Origin of the sequence: Actinomycetospora sp. NBRC 106375, from assembly GCF_030269665.1 — a bacterium.
GTDB lineage: Bacteria > Actinomycetota > Actinomycetes > Mycobacteriales > Pseudonocardiaceae > Actinomycetospora.
Genome location: NZ_BSTS01000049.1, coordinates 1 through 7,633, shown reverse-complemented (window position 1 = coordinate 7,633; position 7,633 = coordinate 1). Strand labels below are relative to the sequence as shown.

8 protein-coding genes are annotated in these 7,633 nt (G+C 68.6%); 4 read left to right on the top strand and 4 right to left on the bottom strand.

The window, feature by feature from the left end:
• Positions 1–481: 481 nt before the first annotated feature.
• The 3 genes from QSK03_RS32635 to QSK03_RS33495 all read right to left on the bottom strand — a co-directional run bounded on the left by QSK03_RS32635 (position 482) and on the right by QSK03_RS33495 (position 2,178).
• Positions 482–925, bottom strand: a complete 444-nt coding sequence (locus QSK03_RS32635) for a YybH family protein (RefSeq protein WP_285659991.1) — start codon at positions 923–925, stop codon at positions 482–484.
• 312 nt (positions 926–1,237) lie between these two features.
• Entirely contained in the window at positions 1,238–1,747 is a 510-nt protein-coding gene (locus tag QSK03_RS32630; protein ID WP_285659990.1) for a hypothetical protein, read from the bottom strand.
• Between the two features lie 239 nt (positions 1,748–1,986).
• Positions 1,987–2,178, bottom strand: coding sequence for a hypothetical protein (locus QSK03_RS33495; protein ID WP_502872248.1), 192 nt, complete (start codon positions 2,176–2,178; stop codon positions 1,987–1,989).
• 463 nt (positions 2,179–2,641) lie between these two features.
• Here QSK03_RS33495 and QSK03_RS32620 point away from each other — a divergent pair, with 463 nt between their 5' ends.
• Positions 2,642–3,727 (top strand): hypothetical protein, encoded by a 1,086-nt coding sequence (locus tag QSK03_RS32620; protein WP_285659989.1) that lies wholly within the window; start codon positions 2,642–2,644, stop codon positions 3,725–3,727.
• Between the two features lie 16 nt (positions 3,728–3,743).
• Here QSK03_RS32620 and QSK03_RS32615 read toward each other — a convergent pair whose 3' ends face one another.
• Positions 3,744–4,583: a hypothetical protein gene (locus tag QSK03_RS32615; RefSeq protein WP_285659988.1), complete on the bottom strand. Its 840-nt coding sequence runs from the start codon at positions 4,581–4,583 to the stop codon at positions 3,744–3,746.
• A gap of 629 nt (positions 4,584–5,212) precedes the next feature.
• Between QSK03_RS32615 and QSK03_RS32610 the strand changes: the two genes are divergently transcribed.
• From QSK03_RS32610 to QSK03_RS32600, 3 genes are all read left to right on the top strand, one after another.
• A complete protein-coding gene (locus QSK03_RS32610; RefSeq protein ID WP_285659987.1) occupies positions 5,213–6,109 on the top strand; it encodes a hypothetical protein in 897 nt (298 codons plus the stop codon).
• 296 nt (positions 6,110–6,405) lie between these two features.
• Positions 6,406–6,852 carry a sortase domain-containing protein gene (locus QSK03_RS32605; protein WP_285659986.1) on the top strand — a complete coding sequence of 149 codons (447 nt, stop codon included), beginning with the start codon at positions 6,406–6,408 and terminating at the stop codon, positions 6,850–6,852.
• Between the two features lie 276 nt (positions 6,853–7,128).
• Positions 7,129–7,470, top strand: coding sequence for a hypothetical protein (locus tag QSK03_RS32600; RefSeq protein WP_285659985.1), 342 nt, complete (start codon positions 7,129–7,131; stop codon positions 7,468–7,470).
• Positions 7,471–7,633 lie beyond the last annotated feature (163 nt).

Genomic DNA, 7,633 nt, shown 5'->3' with positions numbered 1-7,633 from the left:
CAGTTCCCGGACGAACACCTCTGCAGGCCGTGCCATCGCCCCACCTCCCGGGCGACAGCCTCCAACCCCTCAAGATCCTGATCAAGCCCTCGGTTACAGCGCCAACGTTCCTTGCCGCGGCACTAGGCAGACCTTGCGCCATCGCCTCAACCGCTGGCGAGATCGGCAGCTCCTCCGGCGATCCATACCGTCGTGGTCTCTCGGGCACGCTTCGATCCGCGGACAGGCGCCGAACGAGCGCTGCCGCACCCAGTGCAAGACCGACCGGGAGACCCGGCGCTGCTTGAGCCGGTGCTCGGCCAACAGCTCTACGCCAGCTCGAATCAGGCAGCCCGACTATAGTTGTCCAACCATGGGAGCGTCCGTAAATCGCCGGCTGCGAAGGTCCTTGCTCCGGGCGTCCTCCTCGCCGAGCATGCGGGCCGCCCTCGCCCTGCGCGCCTTGCCCTTGAGCCTCATGGGGTGCAAGCTTGACGGAGGGTTACGTCTCCCCCGAAACGAGAATCGCTTCCGGCGAAGTCCTTGAAATCGCCGGGTCAGCATGGCGATGCACGATTCCCCAGCCACCGGGTCCTCGACGAAAGATGTGAGTAACTCGCAAGATGCTCGATGACGCCTCAGCTCGTCCTGCGACGGTCTGCTCGCCTCGTTCCAGGCTCACGATATATCCGAACTCCGTACCGAATGCGCTCACAAGAACTTCCTGCTCCGTCCAGCCGCTCTCGAACCCGGATGCCGCCCAGTCGAGGCGGGCACTGACCTGCTCCCAGCCAAGTTCGTGATCGCCCCGACCGCCGAAGATGCTTGTCTCTGCTGAACGTAACCAGCAGGCTTTATAGGCCTGCGCGTCTCCTTTGACGAATTCATTTATCGCTTCGCCGATCTTAGAAATGAGCTCACGAGCTTCGTTGTGATCTGACGCCACGTCAATCACCTCTGGGACGCATCGGAGGCAGTGCAAGAGTTCGCTCGAATCATGCCGCTGAGCGGGCGCGCGGTCTACAGGTTCGCCATCGAGACGAAGAGTGACCACATTGCATCGGACGGTGGCGGGACCTCCGCCCATCATCGAATCATGAGACCGCGTTATAGCTCGGACGAGGGTCAGGCGCGGTACCCGACGCGCGAATAGCGTGGCCCCTTCACCTGGCGGGCGATGCCTCGCGGTAGCCGAGACAGTTGCCTTGACCCCTCACCGGCAGGAATGTTCCTGAGGCCGCGACCGAGCCGCTCTTGTTCAGGGCAGGAACAGACGGAGGACCTGCTTCTCCGTTCCGATGCCGTCCTCCGTGTTGACAGCGAAGCATGACGACAGAAGACCTGTGGCGCCTTCGTACCGGCCGGTACCCTCGACGCGCCACATGACTGCTCCTTGGAGTGTTCCCTCTTCCGCCGCGGGTTCGAGAACTCCACTGCCAATCGTGGTGAGATTGAGGCCGCCCCCATCAAAGGAAAGAGACCCAGTCTCGACGAACGCGCTCTCGCTGGTCATTTCGACGTGCGTCTCGTACGAGACCTCTGCCGGGAGGTTCGTCTTGTCACCTTCAAGAAGAGTGATCTTTCCGGTGCCCGACTTCACGTCGAAGCTTGGAGGGTCGCCGCTAGGTGGAGTGCCCTGCGGCTCGAAGCTGATGAGAACTGTTAGCTTGCGCAATGCAACCTCCGCGCGTCCCGAGAGAACCTGTTTGTTGGACTGTAGTCGCGTGCGAGCCTCGATAAGCACGTGTTGGGCCGGAGGTATGAACAAGGAAACGGACCGTGCTCAGTCGAGCACTAATAGTGAGAGATCCTGTGCTCCTGTCGCCTTTGGATCCTCTCAGCAGCGCAGCGCCGGCGCTCAACAGATAACCGCGGCGTGCTGGCCGTCGAAGCCTGGCGGGCCTTTCTCCTTCGTGACCGGCGAGGTCCCGCGGGCCCGCGAACCCGAGGCGTCGGCACGCGGCCGGGAGAGGGCGACTCGACCCTCGCGCTCCGATCTACCGAGGTTCATGTCACCGGCGGCTGAACCTGGAGCCCCTGGCGACGGCCGAAAGTGGACCCCTCGAGCTGGTGTTGATCACGTTGTTCGTCGGACTTGCCGGCGGCGCGGACGCGTCCCGGCGAGCAGGTCCGGGCCTGCCGCGAGGGGATCATGCGGGCGGTCATGATCCGCGAGTAGCCCGCCACCATCACCAGCACCGGCGGCGTCCCGATTCGGCCTGCACCCAGCGGCACCGGCGTCGGCGGGAACCACAGGTCGCACTGGGCGAGCTCGCCGGGCCGGTACTCGGTGCGCGATGACGGGTCCGCCGGCAGATACAGCGGAAGCAGCTCCCGGGCACGGAGGAGGCGACGAAATGGACATGAGCAGGGCCCTGCCGCAAGTACGACAGGGCCCTGAGCTGTGGAGCCGCCTGTCGGAATCGAACCGACGACCTACGCATTACGAGAACTCTCGTCACCACCAACGGTGTGCTCGGTGCGTCCAACGGTGCACGTCACCGAGTTCACGACGCACACCCGGTCCCACCGCCCGCCGTGGTTTGAGGCCACGAAGGAGGCCACACCAGACCGCCGGGAGCGGGCTCGGCCGGGGTGAGTCGCCGCCGATTCGACTTCGTCGGATGACGGGGTGGTGGCCGAGGGTGGACGATCCTGCAGGGTGAGCGCCGAGGACATCGGAGCCGATGAGCTGCTCGCCAGGCTCGGCGGCAACGACCCGCGAGTTCACGTTGCCGACCCGGACCCGGCCGTGCGGGCGGTGTGGCGGCGAGCAATCGACGCGGTCCGCCGCGAGCACCTGACCCCACCCGGGATGCGGCTGCGCCATACCGGCCGCGACCGGGGCGACCTGGTGATCTGGCTCGAGCCTGTCGAACAAGCTCCGCCCGTACGTCCCGACCGGTTGCTCGTGCCCAGCGAGATCGTGGAGGCGCATCCCCTGCTGGGCTCGCCGGAAGAACTGGGCACACATCTCGACGTCGAGCCGGCGTCGCTGCCGCGAGCGCTGCGCTTGCTGCAGGTCTTCATCGAGACCGCCGAAGCGCGCCACTACACGGTCGCGTGGGCGGCAGCGTTCTCGACGCTCGCCCTTGACCGTGACGGCCACACCGAGACCGTCGAGTGTGGTGAGGAGCGCGAGCACCGCGCGGTGGCGCCCACCGCGGCCGAGCTCGGCGATAAGGCGCCTCGATACTCCTGGCAGCGGGTCCAGACCGAACAACGCTGGGTGGCGACCGGGCGGTTGTGCATGCAGCTCGGCGACGACGGGGATCGACGGGGACGGCGTCGCCGATGGGCCGACCGCACCCGATGGCGACTCGAGGACAAGCTGGCCAATGTGCTGGCCGAGATCGACCGCCGCGTCGACGACGCCGTCGCCCGCCGGCAGGCGCAGCAGGAGCAGTCCCGCCAGCGCGAGGTGCGGTGGGACGAAGCCATCGAGCACGCCCGCCGCGCGTTCGGCGAACAACGCCGCCGCGACGAGCTGCTCCGCCAGGTCGAGGCCTGGCACGACGCCGAGCGCATCCGGGCCTTCACGCGGACCCTCGCCGCCCGAGCCGACCGCGGGGAGCACCCCGGTGACCGTGCCGAGGTCGACGCGTGGGTCGACTGGGCCGACGCCTACGCCGAGAGCATCGACCCGCTCGTCGCCGGCTGCCTCGCGCCGGAGGAGATCGAGGCCACCGCCGAGCAGCTCCGGCCCCACCTACGCGGCTGGAGCCCATACGGCCCCGACCAGCGCTAGGCAAGTCCGGCGCGCCTCAGCTGGGAAGATGGACGCCGAGTTGCTTCTCCACCCGTGCAGCGGCCTTATCGGCCCCTGCCGTGCGCAGCGCCTCAATCGCCGCGACGACCAACTCGCCCAAGCGGCGAACCTCACTGCGCAGCGCCTCGAGCTCGTCTCGCCGGTCCACCGCATCGGCGCCGCACCAGCGACGCAGCAGCTCGCGCCTCGGCGCGCCGAGCTCCGCGTCGACCTCGGCGCAAATCTCCGGACTGACCGACCAGGAGTTCTTCCCCCTGCCGTACTCGTGGCCATACACCGCTTCAAGGCGGGCCCGGCGCTCGTCGTCAGCGACCTGGCCCAGCAGCGCGTCAGCGTGCCGCGCTGCCAGAGCTTGCGCGACGGCCTCGGTCACCGGCCACGGCGCCACCCAGATGCCGTCGGGCTCCACGTAGAACACCCCGGGCTGCTCCACGAACTGCTCGTGCGTCCAGTCGAGATCACGCAGTAGCCGGTCGAGGTCCCCGACGTAGAGCAGCCCGCGATCAGCGTTGCGGTGCGCCATGCGGACCGTCTCGTTCACATAGGTGTCGTCGATGACCTGCGACGCGGCGCCATCGGTTGGCCTGTCCAGCACGCGCGGCGAGAGGGCCCGGGCGGCCTCCCACCGGCGGTCACGGGCCATGAACTCCTCGACCTGCCCCCACGGCACCTTCAACCGGGCTGGCGGTACCCACTCCTCGCGGCCCTCATGGTCAAGATCGACGAAACGAACCCGTACCCGCGCGGGCCGCTTCGCGCCCAGCCGCACCACCTCGGCCTCGACGAGCTTCTCACCCGCCCGCGACCGATATCCCCACCGCTCCCCGACCTCCACTGACGCAGTGCACCGGACACCGACCGCCCAAGTCGAGGAACGCATCCCCGCACCTCGACCCGACCATGCCCGACCCGACGTGCCTGGCCACACCAACCGCGCCGGCCTCGTCCGTCCGCGCATTCAGAAGACGACGGCCCATCCGTCTCGATGCCCTCCGACCTCGTCGCGGATTAAAAGATCACCAGAACCAGGCGACTGCAGCCTCTACCAGGCTCAAGAGCCTCGTCGACCGTCTCGTCGGTCGCACCACGAGCCAACAGTCGACGTCGTTTCGCGCCACGACCCGCACCACGACAGCACGTCGGGCGACTCACTTCTCGCTGAGCTACCTCGGCGTCGGCACGATCGCGACCTTCCTGTGGAACTAGAGCCTCCACCAGACCCGATGCGCTTCAGTTCGTCGGCGAGCAGCGTTTCCGATCACGGCCCCAACGATCGGATCTTTGCGCTCAACGGGCTGACGTGTCTGCGTGGCGCTCGGCTGCGCGATGTCGACCCTGTTCCAGAGCAACCCCAAAAAGATCTTGGGAAAGCTCAAGGAAAAGTGTGCGAGTCGCTGGGACCGACTGCTCCTACCCGTGTGACCGCCGCCGAGCACGGCTGCGGACGAGGTGTGAGGAGACCTGATGTCCCAGCGTTGCGCCCTGCCGCTCCGTTTCCGTGTCCTGCTTGGTGGCGCGCTGGCCGCCGGCCTGGTGCTGCCTCTCGGCGCCGGCATCGCCGTCGCCGAGTCACCCGCGTCTTCACCCGTATCAACGCGGTGCCCGGAGGTCGCGGAGGCCCAGCAGGTTGTCGCTCAGCGCCAGGCCGCCCTCGACGATGCGGTCGCCGCCTACAAGCGTCAGAAGCTCGTCGTGGCCACGGCTCAGGCCGAGTACCAGCGGATTCAGGCCGACGACAACTCCACCGCCGCTGACATCGAGGCCGCCCGGCTCACCGCGCAGCGAGCCGTCGAGAAGCAGACCCGACTCTTCGCCGCACAGAACGCCGCCAACAACGCCCTCCAGGAAGCCATCCGCGCGCTCGCGGAAGCCCGTCGGGAGTGCCCACCGACCCCAACGACGACTCCCACCCCGACCACCCCGACCACCCCGACCACCCCGACCACCCCGACCACCCCGACCACCCCGACCACCCCGACCACCGACAACCCAGGTCCCTCGTCTCCCGGGTCGACGGTGGTGAACCGGCCGGTAACCATCAACCAGCAGACGAACATCTACCCGCGGTCGGTGTATCTGTGGAACGGCGGCCGGTGGGTGGTCTACAGCGACGGCACTGCGGTGCGTTGCGGTTCGAACGGTCGCGACGTCGAGCGGGTCGAGGTCGTGCAGGGCGGTACCGAGCAGGGCGAGCCGTCCTCGACTGATGTGCAGGACGCTGCCTACCCGGAGGGTGGGGTGGCCGCGGGTGACGGCTCCGGTGCAACGGTGCCGATCGTGCCGATCGCCGCGGGTGCTCTCGGGCTGACAGCCCTTGGCACTGGCGGCTACGCCTGGCGCCGTCGCCGCAACGCGCCGTGACCGGCTCCCCCCTCCGGCCTGGCGATCACGGAGACGCGCCGGGCGGAGCTCCCGAGGACCAACCGCGTCTACACCTCGGCGGCAAGGACGCCGCACGGCTCGGCTCCGCGTCATCGACCGAGCCAGCACCGAGGCGGCCGGGTCTCGCCCTACCGGTCGGCCTCGCGCTGATCGCGGTTGCGGCGTTCGCGGTCGCGTTCATCTCGCTCGGGGGCTCCGGCCGGGTCGGTCCGGGGGCGGTCGCCCTGCCCGCTGGGCGGGCCGAGGTCGCCATGCCCCTGCATCCCGCCGCGACGGTGTCGCTGCGCGTGCCCTCGATCGCACTGGGCACCCGCGATCTGGTCGATCTCGGCCAGACCCCGGACCATCGCCTGGAGGTTCCCCGCGTCGCGACCACAGTCGGCCACTACACCGGAGGCGTCTCGCCCGGCGGAAGAGGACCGGCGATCTACTCCTCGCACGTGGTCTACCGAGGCGTGGACGGTGCCTTCGCGCACCTGGCCGAGGTGGCCGCCGGCGATCAGGTCCTGGTGCAGCGCGCCGATGAGGTGACCGTGGTCTACCGCGTCGACCGCGTCGATCAGGTCGATAAGGACGCGTTCCCGACCCAGGCGGTCTACGGCCCCACCGCAGGCCCGCAGCTACGACTGATCACCTGCGGCGGGACCTTCGACACCGACGCACACAGCTACGAGGACAACGTCGTCGTGTACGGCACCGCGCTCGAGGCCTACCGGAGCTGACCGTCGCTGTGACCGCGCGTCGACTCGACACATCGGGGCCGGCGCAGTCGCGAGACGCGGAACCGACACCGAAGTCGGCCACCCAGCCACGCAATCCCAATCGAGGGCCCGCCGACAGCGTCCCGATGGCACGTCGGCCGGGCTACGGCGCAGGCAGAGAGGGGTTACATGACCGTCACGTCGTCGATCTGCATGGGCTGCGGGCGGCGGGGTCGGCCCGAGGACCGCGTCTGCACCACGTGCGGGACACCGCATGGTGGGGGGACTCCATCGAAGGTGGCGGCGCCCGCCGCGCGCCGGTCCCGCGGCCGCCTCGCGGCCGGTGGACGGTGGCGTTGGGTCGTCGCCGGGTTCGCCGTCTTCGCCGTACTGGTGATCACCCTCGTGGGCATGCTCGCGGGAACCTTGTCCAGGCCCGCGCCGAGCTTGCAGACCTGCGAGCACTACCTCGACCTGTGGGGGCCGGGACTCGCCTCCGCGCAGGGACTGCAGATGGACCGAGCGGTGATCGCGGTTGCCATCGCGAACGGCAGCTTCGACGTCCCGACCGACATCCCGCGCGACGACCTCCGGCAGGCTTATCAGACCGGGTCCCCCCAACCGGTGGGGCCCCGCTGACCAGCTCATGGACGCGGCTCAGGCCGACATCTTGTTTGAGGTTGGCCCCTGACACCGGACACGTCGTCTGAGGTGGACCCGGTCCGCCAGGGAGGATGTCGTTCGTGCCTGCACCTCACCCGCCGGAGTTCCGGCGTCGCGCCGTGGATCTCGCTCGTGCCGG